The organism is Pseudomonas donghuensis (assembly GCF_000696345.2).
GTDB lineage: Bacteria > Pseudomonadota > Gammaproteobacteria > Pseudomonadales > Pseudomonadaceae > Aquipseudomonas > Aquipseudomonas donghuensis.
Map to the genome: position 1 here is coordinate 3,190,854 of NZ_CP071706.1, position 19,356 is coordinate 3,210,209.

General features: G+C 64.1%; 15 protein-coding genes. 13 read left to right on the forward strand and 2 right to left on the reverse strand.

All coding sequences use genetic code 11. The features are described from left to right. Positions 1 to 14: 14 nt before the first annotated feature. The 12 genes from BV82_RS14960 to BV82_RS15015 are packed head-to-tail and all read left to right on the forward strand — an operon-like array spanning position 15 to position 14,088. Positions 15 to 1,037 carry a polysaccharide biosynthesis/export family protein gene (locus BV82_RS14960; RefSeq protein WP_010226851.1) on the forward strand — a complete coding sequence of 341 codons (1,023 nt, stop codon included), beginning with the start codon at positions 15 to 17 and terminating at the stop codon, positions 1,035 to 1,037. A gap of 20 nt (positions 1,038 to 1,057) precedes the next feature. After that, entirely contained in the window at positions 1,058 to 2,647 is a 1,590-nt protein-coding gene (locus tag BV82_RS14965; protein ID WP_036997097.1) for a GumC family protein, read from the forward strand. After that, positions 2,644 to 3,732, forward strand: a complete 1,089-nt coding sequence (locus BV82_RS14970) for a glycosyltransferase family 4 protein (RefSeq protein ID WP_374045207.1) — start codon at positions 2,644 to 2,646, stop codon at positions 3,730 to 3,732. The genes BV82_RS14965 and BV82_RS14970 overlap by 4 nt, the downstream gene beginning before the upstream one ends. Continuing rightward, positions 3,729 to 5,099, forward strand: coding sequence for an O-antigen ligase family protein (locus tag BV82_RS14975; protein ID WP_036997095.1), 1,371 nt, complete (start codon positions 3,729 to 3,731; stop codon positions 5,097 to 5,099). Before BV82_RS14970 ends, BV82_RS14975 begins: the two co-directional genes overlap by 4 nt. After that, entirely contained in the window at positions 5,096 to 6,061 is a 966-nt protein-coding gene (locus BV82_RS14980) for a glycosyltransferase family 2 protein (RefSeq protein WP_036997094.1), read from the forward strand. Before BV82_RS14975 ends, BV82_RS14980 begins: the two co-directional genes overlap by 4 nt. Continuing rightward, positions 6,054 to 7,190 carry a glycosyltransferase family 2 protein gene (locus tag BV82_RS14985; protein ID WP_036997092.1) on the forward strand — a complete coding sequence of 379 codons (1,137 nt, stop codon included), beginning with the start codon at positions 6,054 to 6,056 and terminating at the stop codon, positions 7,188 to 7,190. The genes BV82_RS14980 and BV82_RS14985 overlap by 8 nt, the downstream gene beginning before the upstream one ends. Before the next feature lie 9 nt (positions 7,191 to 7,199). Then, positions 7,200 to 8,210 (forward strand): polysaccharide deacetylase family protein, encoded by a 1,011-nt coding sequence (locus BV82_RS14990; protein ID WP_010220530.1) that lies wholly within the window; start codon positions 7,200 to 7,202, stop codon positions 8,208 to 8,210. Continuing rightward, a complete protein-coding gene (locus BV82_RS14995) occupies positions 8,207 to 9,511 on the forward strand; it encodes an oligosaccharide flippase family protein (protein WP_036997090.1) in 1,305 nt (434 codons plus the stop codon). Before BV82_RS14990 ends, BV82_RS14995 begins: the two co-directional genes overlap by 4 nt. Then, complete coding sequence (locus BV82_RS15000; RefSeq protein ID WP_036997088.1) at positions 9,508 to 11,427, forward strand: hypothetical protein; 1,920 nt, start codon at positions 9,508 to 9,510, stop codon at positions 11,425 to 11,427. Before BV82_RS14995 ends, BV82_RS15000 begins: the two co-directional genes overlap by 4 nt. A gap of 34 nt (positions 11,428 to 11,461) precedes the next feature. After that, positions 11,462 to 12,151 (forward strand): GNAT family N-acetyltransferase, encoded by a 690-nt coding sequence (locus tag BV82_RS15005; RefSeq protein ID WP_010220527.1) that lies wholly within the window; start codon positions 11,462 to 11,464, stop codon positions 12,149 to 12,151. A 4-nt stretch (positions 12,152 to 12,155) separates the two neighbouring features. Continuing rightward, positions 12,156 to 13,328 carry a GNAT family N-acetyltransferase gene (locus BV82_RS15010; RefSeq protein WP_036997087.1) on the forward strand — a complete coding sequence of 391 codons (1,173 nt, stop codon included), beginning with the start codon at positions 12,156 to 12,158 and terminating at the stop codon, positions 13,326 to 13,328. Then, positions 13,300 to 14,088 (forward strand): carbohydrate deacetylase, encoded by a 789-nt coding sequence (locus BV82_RS15015; RefSeq protein ID WP_036997086.1) that lies wholly within the window; start codon positions 13,300 to 13,302, stop codon positions 14,086 to 14,088. Before BV82_RS15010 ends, BV82_RS15015 begins: the two co-directional genes overlap by 29 nt. A 142-nt stretch (positions 14,089 to 14,230) precedes the next feature. Here the strand turns inward: BV82_RS15015 and BV82_RS15020 are convergent, their stop codons facing one another. Both BV82_RS15020 and BV82_RS15025 read right to left on the reverse strand, forming a co-directional pair. Beyond that, positions 14,231 to 14,533 carry a DUF6124 family protein gene (locus tag BV82_RS15020; RefSeq protein WP_081839714.1) on the reverse strand — a complete coding sequence of 101 codons (303 nt, stop codon included), beginning with the start codon at positions 14,531 to 14,533 and terminating at the stop codon, positions 14,231 to 14,233. A 770-nt stretch (positions 14,534 to 15,303) separates the two neighbouring features. Continuing rightward, entirely contained in the window at positions 15,304 to 17,544 is a 2,241-nt protein-coding gene (locus BV82_RS15025) for a putative bifunctional diguanylate cyclase/phosphodiesterase (RefSeq protein ID WP_051636827.1), read from the reverse strand. 139 nt (positions 17,545 to 17,683) lie between these two features. On the opposite strand from BV82_RS15025, the gene BV82_RS15030 reads away from it, so the two are divergent. Next, positions 17,684 to 19,303 carry an NADP-dependent glyceraldehyde-3-phosphate dehydrogenase gene (locus tag BV82_RS15030; RefSeq protein ID WP_036997084.1) on the forward strand — a complete coding sequence of 540 codons (1,620 nt, stop codon included), beginning with the start codon at positions 17,684 to 17,686 and terminating at the stop codon, positions 19,301 to 19,303. The last annotated feature ends 53 nt before the right edge of the window (positions 19,304 to 19,356 follow it).

Genomic DNA, 19,356 nt, shown 5'->3' on the forward strand with positions numbered 1-19,356 from the left:
CCCAGGAGCCTCACATGAAATACACGACGTTCGCGCTGTGCCTGCTGACCCTGGCCGGCTGCGCCAATCAAGACACCCGGCAGATGCCGGTCCAGATCATGACCGCCAACCCGGCCAACGCCCAGGATGCCGAACTGCCGCGCAGCGAGCAGGTGCTACGCCCGCAGGACGTGCTCGATGTGATCTTCCACATCAGTACCAGCGGTTCGGCGGCGTACCGCATCCAGCCCGGTGACACCGTGGGCCTGCAGTTCCCGGCGGCCAGCTCGCTCAACGGCAACCAGCTGGTGCTGCCGGACGGCACCATCGAGCTGCCACGGGCCAACACCTCGGTGAACATCGCCGGGCAAACCCCGGATGAAGCGCGGCGGACCATCCAGCAGGCCTACCGCAACAAGCACCTGTTCCAGCCGGGGCGTGACAACGTCACCGTGCAGGTGATCAGCCCGCTGACCAACGAGCAGCAGCTGAAAAGCGCCCTCAGCCACCCCGCCACCGGCATGAGCCGCGAGATCACCGTGGGCAGCGACGGCCAGGCCAGCTTCCCGGAAATCGGCTCGGTACCGCTGCAGGGCATGACCGTCACCCAGCTGCAGACCTACCTGAACAAGCGCTATGCCGACCTGCCGGGGCGGATGACCGTGGACGTGATGCTCAAGTCCACCGCCGTCAACGAAATCTACGTATTGGGTGAAGTCGGCCAGCCCGGCGCCTACCCGATCCGCCGCCCGGTGTCAGTGCTCGAAGCCCTGACCCTGGCCCGAGGCCCGAACGTCAAGGCGCGGCTCGATTCGGTGGTGATCATGCGCCGCAACGGCAACCAGGTGCAGGCCGTGCCCTACAACGTCGACGAGGCCCTGGACGCCAGCGCGGCGCAAGTCGCCTACCTGCAGCCGGACGACATGCTCTATGTGCCCAAGACCAAGCTCGCCAGCGCCGGCGACCTGGCCCGGCAACTGGCTGACGTGGTGCTGTTCCAGGGGGTCGGTTTCAGCTTCGGTTATCGCGTTGACAACAAAGAAAGCGACAACAACTAATCCCAGGCGGGTATCCGAGCATGAATACAAAAGAAAACTACCTGCATGAATTCTTCAGGATCTTCTTTGCCAACCGCCAGTTGGTCAAACGTGTGTTCCTGGTCTTCGCAGTGATCGCCTTGCTGTTGCCGCTGGTGCTCAAACAGAGCTTCGACATTACGGCGCAAGTGATCGTGCAGTCGAAAAAACTGTCCCAGAGCGATGCCAACACCGCCCTGGCCCAGGAGACCGACAAGTTCATCCCACCGTCGCTGGCCGACATGGAAACCGAGAGCAACATCCTGCGCTCGCCAACCCTGATCCGCGAAACCATCAGCCAGCTGCGCGCCGAGGGCAAGTACGAGGTCCCGCCAAGCCTGATGCAACGGATGGTGCTCGGGCCGATCCGCAACATCATTACCAACCCGCTGCGCGAGTACGTGGTCAACCCGCTGCGCTCGCTGTTCGGCCTGGAAGTCGACCCGGTGCGCGACACCGAGCTCGACACCCTGACCGATGACGCCATCGAGGACCTGAAAATCGAAACCCTGCCGGGCTCCAACGTGGTCTCGGTGACCTACAGCTTCCCCGATCCGAAACTGGGTACGCTGTTCGTCAGCCGCCTGCTCGACAACTACCTGCACAACCGCCAGAACCTGCAGTCCAACGAGCTGCCCGAGCAGTTCTACGAGCAGAAGAAACTGCAGTACCAGGTGCGCATGGATAACCTCGAAGGCAAGCGCTTGGGGATGCTCGAGAGCATCGGCTCCTCGGACCCCAAAGAAGAAATCACCTTCCGCCTCAACGCCATCAACACCGAAGAACAGGCGCTGAACCTGTACCGCGACCGCCTGCTGCAAAGCCAGCAGTGGCTGGAGTACCTGAAAACCAGCCTGGCCGCGGCCGGCAACGCTGGCATGCGCGATTTCGCCTTCCCCTACACCTTCACCACCACGGTCGACAACGTGGCGTTCGAGGACCGCGAGATCAAGCAGCTCGGTGAACAGCTGACCACCCTGGTGCTGACCTACGTCAGCGACCTGGCGGTGTTCCAGCCTGGCAGCGAGCAGATGCTGCTGCAGCGCGAACAGATCGCCAAGACCCGCCAGCAGTTCCTCAAGATCGTCGCCAACCGCATCAAGGAGCGTGAAAAGGACCTGGCCGTGGTGCAGAACGTGATCGCCCAGAAGACCCAGCGCATCGCTGACTTCAAAGGCCGCGTGCACCAGTTGCAAGAGACCCAGAGCAAGGCGCGCCAGCTCGACACCGAGATCGACGCCCTGCACAAGGCCTACTTTACCTACACCCAGCGCTACGAAGAGTCGCGTGGGGCCGACCTGCTCAACGGTCTGTCCAACGCGCGGATCCTCAGCGCGCCGTATGAGCCTGCGGAGCCGGCGTTTCCCAGGCCGCTGCTGATCGTGCCGTTCGGCATGCTCACCGGCCTGCTGCTGGCCATTGCCCTGGTGTACGTCAAAGAGTTCTTTGACCGGCGCTTCAAGCACCCGGCGCAAATCAGCCATCAACTGGACCTGCCGGTACTGCTGGTGATCAACGACCAGACCCCGGAAACTCCCAACCCTTACAAGGGCTGGTCGCTGCCGCGGCTGGTGCACTGGGTGCGCAATTGAACGCTGCGCTGACGCCCATGCGGCCCATCCTGCATCTGCTCAGCAGTGGTGGCTTCTACGGCGTCGAGCGCATGCTGCTGGACCACTGCCGGTCCACCCCCGGACAGCACCTGGTGCTGTTCCTCGGAGCCCCGGACCAACTGGTGGCGCGCTTTCGCGCCGCCGGCGTGGCCTGCCAGACCTGCGACGGTATGGGCGAGCTGCTCGGCCAATTGCGCCAGCGCCACGACCAGCAGCCGCTGATCAACAGCCACAACTTCAAGGGCCTGCTGTTCGGCTGGCTGGGGGCCAGGTTGTGGCGCCTGCCCATGGTCGCTACCCAGCACGGCTTCACCCCCACCAGCCGCAAGCAACACCTGTATACCTGGATCAGCCTGCAGCTGTGCCGCACCGCCACCATCGGCCAGGTGATCTGCGTGGCCGAAAGCATCAAGCGCATCCACCGCCAGGCGGGGGTTGCCGAAGCCAAGTTGCAGGTGATTCCCAACGGTTTGCCCGACGCCCAAGCGCTGCCCGAACGCCGCCATGGCGACGGTCGCTGGCTGGCCGGTTATGTCGGGCGCTTGAGCCGCGAAAAAGGCCCGGACCTGTTTCTCGATGCCCTGATCCCGCTGTGCCAGCGTCATCCGCAGCTCGCTGCGGTGATGCTCGGCGACGGCCCGGAGCGCAAAGCCCTGCAGGCACGCATCGATGCCGCTGGCTTGAGCGAGCGTATTCGCCTGCCGGGTTATCAGACCGACATGCGCGCCTGGATGGCGCGCCTGGATGCCCTGGTGATCAGCTCGCGCACCGAAGGTACGCCGATGATCCTGCTCGAAGCCATGCAGGATGGCGTACCGGTGGTGGCCTTTGGCGTTGGCGGTATTCCTGATGTGATCGAACACGGGCACAGCGGTCTGCTGGCCCGGCCCCTGGCGGTGGATGAACTGGCAATGCAGCTTGAGGCGTTGATGCTCGACCCGGCCCAGGCCGGTGAGCTGATTACCCGGGCGCGGCACACCCAACGCGAACGTTATCACCTGCCGACGCTGGCGCAACGCTGGGCCCGGATATACCTGGGCGCGGCCACGGAGACCTGCGCATGATCATTCCCCTGTCCCTGATCGGCTTGCTGGCCATTGCCTGCCTGGCGCTGCTGGCCAGCCCCTACCCATTCCTCGCGCCCGGCGCGGTCATCGGCCTGGCCGGCCTGCTGGCGCTGTACAGGCGCCCGGCCTGGGGGCTGTTGGCGATCATCACCCTGGTGCCGCTCGAAGGCCTGTTCAAGGACAGCCAACTGACCGCCACCAAGCTGATCGGCGCCGCGCTGGCGCTGGTGCTGGTGCTGCAACTGGCGATCAAGCAACTGCCGGCCGAGCGCCTGCGCAGCACCATGTGGCGCCTGTTGCTGGGCTTTCTGGCGTTGTACCTGCTGAGCTTTCTGGCCAGCGACAGCAGCGAGATGTCCCTGGGCCATGTGCGTGAGTTGGCGGTAGGCCTGCTGCTGTTCGGCATCACCCTGTTGATCGGCCGCGAACTCGACCTGCCGATGCTGTACCGGCTGGTGACCCTGAGCGTCGGCCTGACCTGCATCATGGCCATGGTCTCGGCCAAGTACCAGGACGAAGGCCGCGCCGCGGGCCTGTTGGAAGACCCCAACGTGTTTGCCATGTTCATCGCCATCGCCGTGCCCATGGCCCTGTGGCTGGTGTTCAACAGCCCCGGGCGGGTGCAGAAGCTGCTCTGGATCGCCTGCTGCATCCTCTTGCTGGCGGGCATGACCAAGACCAACTCGCGCTCGGGCCTGGTGGTGCTATTGATCAGCTTAGGCATCGTGCTGGTGCACTACCGCACCCAGGTCGCCCACCTGCGCCCGCGGCACCTGGGCTTTGCCATGCTCGGCCTGGCGATCCTGCTGCCCACGCTGGTGGCGTTGATGCCGGAAAGCTACGTGGCGCGCATCCAGTCGCTGGCGCTGCTCAAGTCCGGGGTCAACGCCTTCAAGGATGATTCCCTGGGCAGGCGCTCCTCGTACATCGTGGTCGGCAGCAAGATGATCCGCGAGCATCCGCTGCTCGGCAGCGGTCCCGGCACCTTCCCCCTGCACTATGCCACCACCGGTTACGCCAAGGCCTTCTCGGCCAACCGCAAGGTCGGCGATTTGTACCGCCGGGCGCACAACACCTACCTGGAGATCTTCAGCGAAGTCGGCGTCCCCGCGGGCATCCTATTCGCCAGCATGGTGCTGCTGGCCCTCTATAACGTCTGGCATGCCCGGCGCCTGTGGCTGCAACAGGGCGACCACTACCAGGCCGACCTGCTCACCCACCTGTGCATGAGCATGCTCGCCATCAGCCTGTTCCTGATGTTCCTCAGCGCGCCCAACCACAAGTACCTATGGATCATGCTGGCGCTGTCCAGCGTGTTGCGCGTTAACGCTGAACAGGCACGCCTGAAACAGGTGAAGGCATGAAAGTCAGTGTCATAGTACCGATGTTCAACGAGGCCCGGCATATTGGCCGAACCCTGCAGTCGGCGCTCACCGCCGCCGCTGATGCCGGCCTAGAGTGCGAGCTGATCGTGCTCGACAACGGCTCCAGCGACGACGGCGCGCAGATCGCCCGCCGCCTCGGTGCCCAGGTGCTGGAGCTGCCCGGGCTGACCATTGGCGCCCTGCGCAATCGCGGCGTGCAGGCCAGCAGCGGCGAGTGGCTGGCGTTTCTCGATGCCGATCTCGAAGTACCCGAGCACTGGCTGAGCCTGCTGCTCGACCTGCATGCCGAAGGCCGTGGCGACGTATTTGCCCTGGACTGCGACACCCCGCGCCAGGCGCCCTGGTTCGCCCGCGCCTGGCAACGGCGCACCCTGCGCGCAGGCTTGCCGGCACTGCACCGTATGCAATGGCTGCCGACCCCCAACCTGCTGATGCAGCGCCACTGGTTCGACAAGGTCGGAGGTTTTAGCGAAACCCTGCGCACCGGCGAAGACAAGGATTTCACCTGGCACCTGAACAAGGCCGGCGCACGCCTGTTGGCCCTGCGCAATCCGGTGGCGTTGCACTGGGGCTTCGAATGCAGTTGGAGCGAGTGGCTGGGCAAGGAGCTGTGGCGCCAGGGCAGCAACCTGCAACTGCTGCGCAGCAACGGACCGAGCCTGCGCCTGCTGCGCTTTCCGCTGTTGTCGCTGAGTATCTGGATGCTCGATGCCCTGGCCTTGTCGGCGCTGCTCTTTGGTTACCCGCGCCTGCCGCTGTTCATGCTGTTCATCGCCAGTGCCCCGGCGCTGGTGCTGAGCCTGCGCCAGAGCCTGACACACCGCGACCCGCTTTTTGCCCTGCAGCTCTGGGGGCTGCACTGGATCCGCCTGCACCTGGCCGGCGCGGCCTTCGTGTTCAGCCTGTTCAACTGGAACGCAAGGAGGCCCGCCCGTGGCTGAGTTGATTTTTTGGTTGTGCCTGTTACTGCCATTTTATGCCTGGCTGGGCTACCCCTTGCTGCTGACCCTGGTCGGGCCGCTGTTCCGCCGGCATGCACCTGCGCCGCTGGCGCCGCAACGGGTCAGCGTGGTGGTGGCCGCCCACAACGAAGAAGGCAATATCGACAACAAGCTGCGCAACCTGCTGGCCCAGGACTACCAGGCCGAACACTTGCAGATCGTCGTCGCCAGCGATGGCTCCACTGACCGCACCGTGGCCCTGGCGCGCGGCTTCGACGACCCGCGCATCCAGGTCCTGGACCTGCCGCGCCTGGGCAAGAACAGCGTGCTCAACGTCGCCGTCACCCAGTGCACGGGCGACATCGTGGTGTTCACCGACGCCGATGTGCATTGGATCGACGGTACCCTGGCGGCGTTGCTGGCGCCCTTTGCCGACCCGCAGGTCGGTGGCACGGTGGGCAAGATGATCATCCCGGTGCCCGGCAAGGGCCTGAGCCTGGGCGAAAGCCTGTACCGCCACTACGAAGCCTGGCTGCGGCGGGTGGAAAGCCGCACCGGTTGCACGGTGTCCGCCGACGGCGCCCTGCAGGCGCTACGTCGCGAGCTGTACCAGCCGATCCCGGCGCGGGTCAACGACGACTTCTATATCAACACCTGCGCGCCAGTCGCCGGCAAGCGCGTGGTCTACGTCGACGAGGCCCAGGTGCTCGACCAGGGCGTGGACGAGGCCGAGCGCCAGTTCAGCCGCCGTCAGCGCGTCACCGTTGGCGGCCTGATCAGCCTGGCCGCCCGTCGTGAGCTGCTCAACCCGCTGCGCCATGGCCTGTACGCCATTGCCCTGATCAGCCACAAGCTGATCCGCCGTCTGGCGCCGGTGCTGTTGTTGCCGCTGTTGCTGGCCAACCTGTGGTTGCTCGACGGCCACGGTTTTTACCAACTGACCCTGGCCGCGCAATTGCTCGGCTATGGCGCTGCCATCGCCGGCCTGCTGGATGTGCGCCAACGCCTGCCCAAGCCGTTTCGCCTGGCGGCCTTCGTGCTGGTGACCCTGGCCGGAATGAGCGTCGGCCTGTGGCAGTTCCTGCGTGGGCACAGCTACAACCAATGGACCCCCGACCAGACTCGATGAGCACCTGACATGCCGATAAAAACCAGTATCAAGCGTGCCAGCGGTTGGCTGTACCTCAATTCGCCCAAGGGTCGCAGCCAATTGCGCGGCGCCGGGGTGATCCTCATGCTGCACCGGGTGCTGGCCGAGGACAGCAGCGCCGCCCTGCCCCATCGCAACGAACTGTGCGTCGGCCCCCAGGCCTTTGAGCGCTTGCTGCGCTGGCTGCAACGTCACTTTGACTGCGTGCACCTGATGGACCTGCTCAAAACCCACGAGCAGCCGCGCAACGGCGGCCGCCCCAAGGTCGCCCTGACCTTCGACGACGGCTGGCGCGACAACGCCTTGAATGCCTTCCCGCTGCTGCAGCAATACCAGGTGCCGGCGAGCATCTTTTTGTCCACCGACTACATCGGCAGCCGCCAGCGCTTCTGGTGGGAAAGCCTGGGCGAAACCCTCTGGGGCACCCATGGCGAAATCTCCCGACGGGCGCTGATCGAGCAGTTGCGCAAGATCGGCAGGCCGCTGCCGGCGGCCTACTTCATGAACGAACAGGCCCATGCCCGCAGCAGGGCCCTGGGTAAATACCTGCAAAGCCTGAAAACCCTGAGCCCGATCGCCCTGCATCATCTCACCGATGCCTGCCCGGCCGAATCCCTGCCCCAGGCCCTGGACTGGAACCAGGTGCGCCACCTGGAAAACTCCGGGCTGATCAGCTTCGGCCCCCACGGTGCCAGCCACGCGCTGCTGCCGGGCCTGGACGACCAGCGCCTGGAAGAGGAACTGAGCCGCAGCCACTACGCCCTGCAACAAGGCTGCAAGCAGCCGCTGCCGGTGTACTGCTACCCCAACGGCGACCACGATGCACGGGTGCGCGAGCGCCTGGCGGCGCACTGCTACCCGTTTGCCCTGAGCACCCGCCCGGGGATCTGCCAGGGCCATGACGACCCCCTGGCCCTGCCACGCATCAGCGTCAGCCAGCGCACCGCCAGCCGGCCCACCTTGCTGGCCTGGCGGATCAGCCGCGGGGGCCGCCCATGAGCCGCAGCCACTATGTTCGCCACCTGCTGCTGAGCATGGGCACGCGCCTGGCGATGATCGCCCTGCGGCTGATGCGCAACGTGCTGCTGGCGCGCATTCTCGGCCCTAGCGAGCGCGGCCTGTTCGCCCTGCTCAGTACCCTGCCCGACCTGATCAGCGCCGCCACCAGCGGCGGCCTCAACACCGCCGTCGGTTACCAGGCGGCCAAGCAGCGCAGCATGGGCCTGCTGCTCAGCCAGGTGCTGATCTACGGCTGCCTGGTGGCCGGCGCCCTGACCCTGATCTGCGTGGCCCTGGCCCGGGCGTTCGGCAACGAACTTGAAGTGACCACCCAGCTCGGCCTGCTGGCCTGGCTGTTGCTGCTGGCGGTGCCGCTGACGGTGCTCAAAAGCGGCCTGCTGACCCTGCACAACGCCAGCGGCGGCGTCGGCGCCTTCAACGCCTTGCGCCTGACCGAGTCGCTGGTGCCGCTGCTGCTGTTTGTCGGGATGTTCTGGATGTGGCAGAGCGCGGCGCTGGAAGCGGCGCTGATCAGCTGGCTGCTGGGCCTGAGCCTGGTGGTGCTGTTGGGCCTGTACTGGCTCGGCAAGCAGCACTCGATCCGCCTGTGCTGGGATCGCAGCGGCCAGCGCGAGCTGCTGTCTTACAGTGCCAAGAGCCATCCGGACCTGTTGTTCCAGCAAGTGATCCTGCGTTCGGACTACCTGTTCATCAGTGCCATGCTCGGCAGCGCCGCACTAGGCCACTACGCCATGGCCAGCGCCGCCGCCGAACTGCTGCTGATCGTCCCCGAAGCTGTGACCACGCCGTTGATGAAGCGCCTGCTGCAGCAGGACGCCGGCATGGACAAGCTCACCCCGCTGGCCCTGCGCCTGACCGCCACGGTGATGCTCGGCGCCTGCCTGAGCATGGCGCTGATCGGCGAGTGGCTGATCGTCACCCTGTTCGGCGCCGAATACCAACCGGCCTACCCGGCCTTGCTGGCCTTGCTGCCGGGGCTGTTCGGCCTGTGCTATGCGAGCATCCTGCGCCTCGACTTGCTGGGCAAGGACCGCCCCGGCACGGTATCGCTGATGATGGGCCTGGGCGCGGCACTGAACCTGGTGCTCAACATGCTGTTGATTCCCGCCTACGGCATCGTCGGCGCCGCCATGGCTTCGTCCATCGCCTACCTGGCGGTGACCCTGGCGATGTTGCTGCTGTACTGCAAACTCAGTCGCGTAGCGTTCTGGCAAACCTTGCTGGTACTGCCCAGCGACCTGGCGCCACTGCGGCAGATGCTGCAACGGCGGCCAGCATGAAGCCCATGGCCCTGGTGGTGAGCGGCGTGCTGTTGAGCGCCAGCGTGCAGGCTGTGCCCTTGCACTGGGGCGACCTGCGCGATGGCAGCCTGTACCTGCAGGCGGCCAAGGCCGACACCGTGACGGTCAGCTGGCAACCGGCCTGGCAGGCCGACGCCAACCCCGAACACATCTTCCTGCTCAATGGCCAGGGCCACTTACAGGCCGATCGCCCGATCAAGGCCAATGAACCCCGTGGCCGGGTGCAATGGCCACTGGCGGCGAGCACCAGCGACTACCAGCTGGAAATCCCCGGCTACAGCTTCAGGCGGTATCGCATCGAGCACGCCGACAGCACCCGCGCCCTGTTCGCCCCGGCCAAGGTGCACTTCAGTGCCGAAGTCGGGCCCAATGTGGCGCTGTACTTTCGTGTGCCCGCGGGCGAAAAAGCCACCCTGGCCGGTAAATACCACGGCGGCGTGCGCGGTCTGCAGGTGCAGCGCCTGGGCGATAACCAGCAACTGAGCCTGGCGCTCAAGCCCTACCCGGCCTACTGGCAGTTCGATCGTTTGCCGCTGCCGGTGTCCAGTCACGCGCAAACCTTCCGCCTGCAGTTGCAAGGCCGCGGCAAGGCAGCGTTCTGGCTCGACGGCAGCGCCAACCTGTTCGCCCAACAGGCCGAACAACTGGGGCCGCTGCACAACGCCGAGGGCAAGGTCATGCTAACCCTGGGCCACAAGGTGCTGGGCCGTACCCCGGACCTGGGCGTCAACCTGCCCTATGTGCTGCCGCCACCCTCCAGCTATGCCGCGCTCGACGCCCTGCGCCCGCAAGCCGCCGGCTATTACAGCTTTGCCGACTTGCTGGCGCGCCAACCCGGCTACGAAAATGAGTTCCGTCGCTTCTACCAGCAACGCTATGCGATCAAACAAGACATCACCCTGCTGGCCGGCACCGGCCGCGAGTCAGTGTTGGCCGCCAACCGCACCAGCAACGACGGCCTCGACGACTGGCTCAACACCACCCGCAACCTGGGCGGCAGCACCCTGCACTACCTGGCCTTCGCCGATGAGCCGAACCTCAACTACAGCGACTACCCGAGCTTCAGCCGCTACTTCCAGGCCATGGCCGAGCACGTGCAACACAGCCCAGGGGCCCGCGAGGCCGGGGTACGCATCGCCATGCCGGCAAGCTCGCGGCTGGTCAACGGCCCCCTGCACAGCAGCAGCGAAACGCGCATCGGCCTCGATTGGGCGCGGCGCCTGCTCAAAGACCACGGCCAGCAGATCGACGCCCTGGCCTGGCACGAATGGATGGTCCGCGACCTGCTGGCCACCCGCAGCTACCGCGACTCGGTACGCCAGGCCGCAGCCCTGGTCGGCCTCGATGCCCAAGGCCGGCCGAACAAGGCGCTGCTGCTCGACCAGACTAACGTCTCCAGCGGCTCGACCTTGAGCCCTTACGATCAGGAAACCCACTTCACCGCGCTGTGGTGGGCGTCGGTGGTGATCAACGCCTCCCAGGACGGCCTGCTCGACATGCTCAACTGGTTCCACGTTGCCGATGAGCCCGAGTGGCCCAAGGGCATGGTCCGGGTGCTGGGCGAGAACGGTTTTGAACTCAAGCCCGTGGGCCTGGCCCAGCAGTTCATCCAGCAGCACTGGCTCGACCAGGTGCTGGCCCTGGACAACGACGCCTTCGAAGTCGATGCCCTGGCCATGGCCCGCGGCAAGCAGCGCAGCCTGCTCGGGGTGAACAAGGGCGAGCGCCTGCAGCAGGTGAGCCTGGCCACCGAGCAAAACTGCCCGCAAGGCGCCCTGACCTTGTTTGGCCCCGACAACCAACCACGCAGCGCGCGCTTTACCTGCGAACGCGGCCGTATTCAGTTTCAACTACCGGGGCAGACCCTGTTCGCCCTGACCTGGAGCGCGTCATAAGCGCGCACCTCACCTGCCAGCAACAGGAGGCACCATGAGTGCTTTGAGCAAAATCCAGGATCGCATCAAGCGCAAAGGACTGCGCAATACTATTCGCGCTGGGGTCAAGCGCTACCTGTTCTACCACTGGGAACTGCTGTGGATGGAGCGTGACCTGGTCAGCCCCGTGCCGCCGCACAAGCTCAAACCCTACCCGGCGTTGCGCGTCGAAACCATCACCGTGCACAACGTGCGGGCCTTCGCCAAACACTTTGGCGAGCGCATCGAGACCATGCGCGAGCTGGCTGGCGAAGGCCACACCGGGCTGATGTTCCTCGATGACGCCGGCGACACCGTGGCGTTTATCTGGGGCAGCCTGCGCCACTACCACGATCGCCACTACTACGGCTGCTGGTTCCCGGTGGAGCCTGGGCAGTTCTTCGAGTTTGGAGGCGAAATGATCCGCCGCTACTGGGGCTCGCAACTGTCGGTCGACGTGCAGCTGGAGCTGTGGAAAGCCATGGCTGCCCAGGGTTGCGACACCGTGGTGGACGTGTGCGAGAGCCACAACATCCCGGCGCTTAAGCTGCACCTGCGCATGGGCTATAAGGAACAGGGGCGGATCATGCACGTGTACTGCCTGTTCGGGCGCTGGAAGTTCTTCCGCGAAACGCGCTACAGCGAATCGCGCCTGGAGGCCCTGCGCAAACCTGAAGCCAGCGCGGCCCCGGCCACGGTGACCTGAGCCCATGAGCCTTGAACTGCAGTGGTACCCGTCGTTGGCGGCGGCGGACTTCCCCGCCGCCGACTACGAGCAACTGCGCCAGCAACTGGCCGACAGCACGCCGTTCAACCACCTCGGCTGGCTGCGTGCGGCGGAAGCGGCGCTGACAGCCGGGCAACAGTTGCAGGTACTGGTGGGCCGCGATCAGGGCAGATTGAGCCTGTGCCTGCCGCTGATTCGCAGCCATGAGCGCTTCGGGCCACTGACGGTGCAGGTGGTGCGCCATTTGGGTTATCCGCTCAGCGACCGCATCGCCCTGCTCTGCGACCTGCCGGCCAAGGCGGACGCGCAGGTGCTACGGGCAATCCGCAAGCAACTGCCCCACGCCCTGCTGCAACTGGACGAAGTGCCCGCCGGCGCGGTGGCCCACAGCCTGCTCAGGCATTGGGCGCGGCGCAGCTCCACCCATGAACAGCGCCTGAACTGCCGGGTGCCGGTGCACCGCATCGTGCCCGAAGACCGCCAGGAAATCAGCGGCGACCCGCGCTACAAACTGCGCCGCGCGCGCAAGCGCATTGCCGCCTGCGGCGCCCAGGTACGCAGGATTGTCCCGGATGCAAACACCATCACGCCACTGCTCGATGCCATCAGCGCCGTCGAAGACCTCAGCTGGAAAGGCGACGACGACGTCGGCATCTTCTCTGGCCGCCTGCGCCGCCAATGGATGTACCAGGCCTTCACCGCCCTGGCGGCCCAGGGCCTGGTGCGCCTGGTGCTGCTGGAGCTCGATGGCCGCTGCATCAGCTACCGCCTGGGGGTGTTCGAACGCGGCCGGGTGTACGACTACAACCTCGCCTTCGTGCCTGCCCATGCCGAACTTGGCAGTGGCCGCGTGCTGCTCGAAGAATGGATACATTGGGGTCTGGACGACGGCTGGGAATGGGTCGACGCCTCGCGGGTGAGCCTGAACAACTCCAGCCACCAACTGCACGAACGCATGAGCGCCACCCTTGAACACCAGCGCCAGAGCTTCTACAGCTGGCGCCCCAGCGGCCTGGCCCTGGGCCTGGCCTTGCGCCTGTGGCAACGCTTCAAGCCGCAACTGCAGCGCCTGCGCCGCCCACCCTCGGCCGCAACCGCCGAGCCCGACTCGCCACAGGAGAACCCGGATGCCCTCACAGGTCATAGTCAACGCTGACGACTTCGGCCTCAGCGCCCACACCAACGCGGTCATCCTGCATGCCTTCCAGGCCGGGCTGATCAGCTCGGCCACGGCCATGGCCAACATGCCGGCCTTCAGCGCCGCCTGCAGCCTGGCGCAGTTGCCGGCCTTGCGCGGGCGCATCGGCCTGCACTTCAACCTCACCTATGGCCGGCCCTTGAGCGAAGCCATCGGCAAGCAACCGCGCTTCTGCGCGCCCAATGGCGAATTCGACCTGCGCCTGAAACAGCGCACCCTGCGCCTGAGCCGGGCCGAGCGCGAAGCCGTCGAACAGGAATTGCAGGCGCAGTGGCAGCACTGCCTGAACCAGGGCCTGACGCCCAGCCACCTGGACTCGCACCAGCACGTGCACAACATCTGGCCCATTGGCGTAATCGTCGCCCGGTTTGCAGCGCGTGAGGGCGTGGCGGTGAGGTTGGCGCGCAACCTTGGGCACAACATCGGGCCGCTGAAGCGGGTGTTCAAAACGTTGCTTAATCGAAGGTTGAAGCAGTTGGCAGGGGCGACGGCGGATTATGTGTGTACGCCTGCTGATTTACGCGCGGGGTTGGCGCCGGCGCAGGGGTTGCTGGAAGTGGTGGCGCACCCAAGTGCGTTGGGGGGGCATGATTTTGGTGATGCGTATTTGGGGAGTGGGGAGTCGTTGAGGGCGTTGGTGGAGCTAAGGTTGGCGGGGGTGCCGCGGGTGGGGTATAGCGTGCTTACTGTGGGAAGAACTATGCTAGCCCCATCTTAGGATGCTTGAGTGTAAGCAGTCAGCGCATTTACTTTGCGCTGACTGGGCTGTCGATACCCCAGTTGGTAGGTCCGGTCACTGAAAGTGAGTGCTTTTTATCCAATAGAGCAGGATCTAACACGTACCAGTTTTCAGCTATGGCTCAGACCTTCAACTGTCGCGCTTCGACTCCATCTAGCAAGGCATCCATCAGCGCGCTGGCCATTTCAACAGAGTGCTGCGAGGACCATACAAAAGCACGCCCAGCCTCACTCGTATGTTGAACAGCCTGCGAGATCGTCGCACTCGCACATTTCAGGTAAAGCAACGCATGCACCAATGCATCCTCTGCACACACCCCAGCTCGGACATTGAACAGTGGTGGGTGGTCAGGACAACTATTGACACTAGTTTCTATCGTTTCGACAAGATGCAGTGATGGGGGATCGGGTACTAGTTTCTTCATCGATAGGCTCCTGGTTGAGTGGCGCTACCACGAACTCGTCGCCAAACGAGATTAGGTGGTAGCTGTACGCGGGTTGGCGAACCGGATCAACGCAGGAAACCCCGGCAGGGCCTAGGCCCTCCCGCGTACAGCCACCATAAAGGACATACGGGCATGAAAACGCCCGCTTTCATTCAGGGACATATCTGCATATAGATCCCGGGTCGCCAAACCCGATCACCAAAATTCAGTGACCGAGCGAGCCTAGTTTGAACATGTAGCCCAAGCAAGCGACTGAAGGCGACAGAACGCGTAGGATAAATCCTAGGAAGCATTTGAACTAGCTAAAAAAGTCGCGATGGGTGAATTTTCACGTAAAACTAAGAAGTCCTCTATTTGCTAACAACAATCACGACGTTTTCCGATTAGAACAGCCACTTCAGACAAATCAGGTATCACAGAGCGCGTCAGTGAAGAACTGGAATGTATCCGCCAAATTTTTTTAGGTAAAAAAGTTGCAGCCTAGCGAATTGCGACTCAGCTTCAATGCGAAGCATTTCGATCTCCTGTTCAGGGAGCTTTCCTTTCGATTCGTTATAACGACGCATAGAATCTATAGCATCTGCGCATAAGTCTTGACCGTTCAAGACTTGCATCGCATCGTACGAATTTAGGATTGCTGTTCTATCGCTCCGCACTTTTTTACTCCACCCCGGCGGCATGAACACCGAGTATAGGAAAAGCCAAGCGAACGGCAATCGCATCTCAGCCGAGATTCAACAATCTTAAACTCACCGAATCAAAGTGCTTTGATCCATTACTTTTGTGCCCAGCCAGCTGTCGAACTCAGCCACCGGCATCGGCCGACCCATCCAGAAACCCTGGCCCTGATCACACCCGGCATTGCGCAAAAACGCATATTGCTCGGCGGTCTCGATGCCCTCGGCGGTGATCTTGAAGCCCAAGGCGTGGCCCAGGTCAATGATCGCCCGGGTAATGGCCACGCCATCGTCGTCTTCAGGTAGATCCTTGATAAACGCCCGATCGATCTTCAGGTGGTCGATCGGCAGCATCTTCAGGTACGCCAGTGACGAGTAACCGGTGCCGAAGTCGTCCACCGCCGTGGTCACGCCCAATTCCTGCAGCTGTGCAAGGACCGCACAGGCATGCTGCTGGCTTTCCATCAGCAGGCTTTCGGTGATTTCCACCTCCAGCAAGGTCGGCGGCAGGTCGTAGCGTTTGAGCGAGCGCTTGAGGCTGGCGACGTAGTCGCTGCGCTCGATCTGCAAGGCTGCGACGTTGATCGCCACCGGCCCGGGCAGGCGGTCGGCGGCGCGCCAGGCAGCGATCTGTGCGCAGGCCAGATCCAGTACCTTCTCACCCAAGGGGATGATCAGCCCCGTGCGTTCGGCCAGGGGGATGAACTGCGCTGGCGATACCAGCCCGTGCTCTGGATCACGCCAGCGCAGCAGCGCTTCGGCGCCTTCGACGCGGCCGCTGAACAGGTCGATCTTGGGTTGGTACCAGAGCTCGAACTCATTGTGCTTGAGGGCCCGGCGCAGGTTGTGCTCCAGGTCCAGGCGCGCCTGCAGGCGCTGGGTCATTTCCGGCTGGTACAGGCGGTAAGCGTTGCGCCCACTCTCCTTGGCCGCGTACATGGCGGTGTCGGCATGGCGCAGCAGGCGATCGACGCTCTGGCCATGCTCCGGGCACCAGGCCAGGCCAATGCTGCCGGTGACCAGGGCGGCGTTGCCCTTGAGGTCGAAGGGCAGTTGCAGGGCCTGCAGCAACCTCTGGATGCGCTCGATGCAATCAGCCTCCGGCCCCTTGAGCACAAAGGCGAACTCATCTCCGCCCAGGCGGCACACACTGTCCTGCACTTCGATGATCTGCATGAAACGTGCAGTGGCCTGTTGCAGCAACAGGTCGCCCATGGCGTGGCCAAGGCTGTCGTTGACCTGCTTGAAACCGTCGATATCCAGCACCAGTACGGCCAGGCGCTGGCCCCGGTTGATCTCCTCGAGCAGTTGCTGATGAAAGTGCAGGCGATTGGGCAAGCCGGTGATCGCGTCATAATGGGCCAGGCGTTCGAGCTGGGCCTGGGACTGCTTGAGTTCGAGGTTGCGCAGGTTGATCAGGCGGTTGCTGCGATTGAGCTGGGCGACGAACACGCTGAACAGGCCGGTACAGGTCAGGGCAAAGAGGAACAACGGCGAGACGAACAGGCTCATGGACGGCCAGCCGCCCAGGGGGCTGGCCGCCAGTTGCCAGAGCCCGCCCGGCACATCGACATTGACCGTCACCGGGTGCTGGGTGAACAGCTTCGGGTCGCCCCAGATCATCCCGCCGGCCGAACCCTGGCCGTCGGCGCCGCGCAGGGCCAGCTCGAAGCCCGGGTCAAGGTCCAGCCCGGCGGTACTGAGCAAGCGGTCGATATCGGCGACGATCGACACATTGCCCCAGTATAGTTTCACGCCCTTGTGCCCCTTGAGGAATACCGGACGCCGGTAGATCAACCCACGCCCGCCCTGGCGCAGCTGCACCGGGCCAGCCAGCACCGGGCTGTAGTTGTCACGGGCGCGCTGCAGCAGCGGGTACTGCTCCGGCATCTGGCGGTAATCCATGCCCAGTACGCTCTGGTTACCGTGCAGCGGGTAGACGTCGGCGATCACATCACCCGGGGCCAGGGCAATATGGCGGATGTGCGGCACCGAGGCGATCGCCTGGCGGGCCATGTCGTGAAAGTGCTCGGGGCTGATTTCGCCATCGGCACTGAGTAGCTGGGCAATACCCTCGGTCTCACCGAACGCCGAGCGCAGCTGCGCCTCGATACTGGCCCGCACGCCCGACAGGCGCGCGCTGGCATTGGCGATCACTTCAGCTTCCTGGCGCTGTACATCCAGACGCCCGAGCACCACCGACAGGCCGATGCCGATCAGGGCAAAGCCCACTGGCAGCAGGCGATTGAGGGTGGTACGCAGGTTCGTCGGCAGGACCAGGTTGTCATCAAGGGCGAGGATTCTTGTGCTCATAGGTCCGTAATTCACATCGGATTAACGCTGTATCGGCGCCTTGGGCGCAATGTTGAGCGAGGCTGGCTTTTTTTAGCGCCCTGGCGTTATGCTCGGACTGAAACGTTTCACCCATTACAGAAAAAGAGGTGCTGCGCCCATGGACCGTCTGCTCGATACGCTGTTCCCCACCGCCAACGAGATCCCCGAGGCGTACCGCCTGGGTGAACCCCTGGTGCAACGTGAGTACCTGGTGAACGGCCAGTTGCAGCAATGGCACGGGCCGCTGGCCACGGTCCGCAGCCCGGTGTGGCTCAAGGAGGGCGTTGAGGAGCGCCAGGTGATCCTCGGCAATACCCCGCTGCTGGACGCCGATACCGCCCTCACCGCCCTGGACGCCGCCGTGCATGCCTACGACAAAGGCCGTGGCGCCTGGCCGACGATGCGGGTGGCCGAACGCATCCAGCATGTCGAGACCTTTTTGACCAAGATGCGTGAACAACGCGAAGCCGTGGTCAAGCTGCTGATGTGGGAAATCGGCAAGAACCTCAAGGACTCGGAGAAAGAGTTCGACCGCACCTGCGACTACATCGTCGACACCATCGGCGCCCTCAAGGAGCTGGACCGCCGCTCCAGCCGCTTTGAACTGGAGCAGGACACCCTTGGCCAGATCCGCCGCGCGCCGCTGGGCGTGGCCTTGTGCATGGGCCCCTACAACTACCCGCTGAACGAAACCTTCACCACCCTGATCCCGGCGCTGATCATGGGCAACACCGTGGTGTTCAAGCCGGCCAAGTTCGGCGTGCTGCTGATCCGCCCGCTGCTTGAAGCGTTTCGCGACAGCTTCCCGGCCGGGGTCATCAACGTCATTTATGGCCGCGGCCGCGAGACCGTCAGCGCGCTGATGGCCAGCGGCAAGATCGATGTGTTCGCCTTCATCGGCACCAACAAGGCCGCCAGCGACCTGAAAAAACTTCACCCACGCCCGCACCGCCTGCGCGCAGCCCTGGGCCTGGATGCCAAGAACCCGGGGATCGTGTTGCCCGAGGTCGACCTCGACAACGCGGTGAACGAGGCGGTCACCGGCGCCCTGTCGTTCAACGGCCAGCGCTGCACGGCGCTGAAGATCCTCTTCGTCCATGAAGACGTGGTCGATGATTTCCTCGACAAATTCCAGCGCAAGCTGGCCGCGCTCAAGCCGGGCATGCCTTGGGAGCCGGGCGTGGCCCTGACGCCGCTGCCCGAGGCCGGCAAGATCGATTACCTCAATGGCCTGGTGGCCGATGCGCTCGACAAAGGCGCCAGGGTCATTAACGAGGGCGGTGGCGCCAGCCGTGGCTCGTTCTTCTACCCGGCCCTGCTGTACCCGGTGAATGCGCAGATGCGCGTGTACCATGAAGAGCAGTTCGGCCCGGTGGTGCCGGTGGTGCCCTATCGCGACCTGCAGACGGTGATCGACTATGTGCTCGATTCCGACTTCGGCCAGCAGTTGAGCATCTTCGGCAGCAACTCGGCTGAAGTCGGCATGCTGGTCGATACCTTCGCCAACCAGGTCGGCCGGATCAACCTCAATGCCCAGTGCCAGCGCGGCCCGGACACCTACCCGTTCAACGGGCGCAAGAATTCGGCCGAGGGTACCCTGTCGGTGCATGACGCCCTGCGGGTGTTTTCGATCCGTACCCTGGTGGCGACCAAATTCCAGGAGAGCAACAAGCAACTGATCAGCGACATCATCCGTAACCGCGAGTCGAGTTTCCTGACCACCGATTACATTTTCTGACTGCCACTCGTCCAGCGCCGCGACTTTTGATTTGCCCAATTGCCGAAACTGTA